Source organism: Mesorhizobium sp. M1E.F.Ca.ET.063.01.1.1, from assembly GCF_003998155.1.
Taxonomy (GTDB): domain Bacteria; phylum Pseudomonadota; class Alphaproteobacteria; order Rhizobiales; family Rhizobiaceae; genus Mesorhizobium.
Genome location: NZ_RZSC01001283.1, coordinates 1 through 971 on the forward strand (window position 1 = coordinate 1; position 971 = coordinate 971).

General features: G+C 63.9%; 2 protein-coding genes. One reads left to right on the forward strand and one right to left on the reverse strand.

Annotation, left to right across the window (positions count from 1 at the left end; genetic code table 11):
* Positions 1–488, reverse strand: a 488-nt coding sequence (ccmA, locus tag EOA29_RS37965; protein ID WP_127222488.1) for a heme ABC exporter ATP-binding protein CcmA, incomplete at its 3' end; no start/stop codon positions are given.
* Positions 489–768: 280 nt separating this feature from the next.
* Between ccmA and EOA29_RS37970 the strand changes: the two genes are divergently transcribed.
* On the forward strand, positions 769–971 hold a 203-nt coding region (locus EOA29_RS37970), incomplete at its 3' end, for a hypothetical protein (RefSeq protein WP_145970103.1).

Sequence of the window (971 nt, forward strand, 5' to 3'; positions counted from 1 at the left end):
TCCGACGCCTTGTCCAACCCCGCCGTCGGCTCATCGAGCAGCCAGACCGGGCGCCGGCTGACCAAAAGCTTGGCGATTGACGCGCGCCGTCGCTGCCCGGTCGAGAGATAGCCGAACGGCAGGTGGCCGATGCCGCCGAGCCCGACAGTCTCCAGCGCCTCTTCCACGTCAATCGCCGGCTCACCCTGGAAGGCGCGCCAGAAGCCCAGATTCTCTTCCACCGTGAGCGCCGTCTTCATCGCGTTGAGATGGCCGAGATAATGCGAGGCTGAAGTGACCGTGGGAAACGCTTCGCCGCCGGCCTCGACCCGCACCGAACCCTCGGCTGCCGGCAGCAAGCCGGCGATGACCCTCAGAAGCGTCGACTTGCCGGCGCCGTTCGGCCCGGTGACGACGAGCGCCTCGCCCTTTTCGAGCGCGAATCCGATGCCGGAAAAGACCGTCTCGCCGCCGCGCTCGCCGCCCAGATTTTCGGCGATCAGCCGCATCCTTGCCCGTCCCGAAAGCACCGTTTCGCGGCCGCCGCCGCATCGCACAAATTCGTCTTTCGACTGTCTAGAACTATTCCAGGAAATTCTCTATATGCGGTTCATCCGTGCCAGCGGTCGGCGCGGGAGAAGAATTAGCGCCGAACCAGCGCACGCGCCGCCTTGAACGGCTCGGGTTGCTTGGGAGCGGACAGCGGAAATGGCCGTACCCGCACCTTTGCGCGTGATTGCCATCGGCGTCCGTTCCCTTTCAGGCTGAACAGACAAGGACGGATCGCACGTGTCAAAATCCCTCGACAGCTTCAAATGCCGCCGCACCCTGACCGCGGGTGGCGCAGATTATGTCTACTTCGACCTCACCGAGGCCGAGAAGAACGGCCTCACCGGAATCGCCCAGTTGCCCTATTCGATGAAGGTGCTGCTGGAGAACCTGCTCCGCAACGAAGACGGCCGTTCCGTCACCAAGGAAAGCATCCAGGCAGT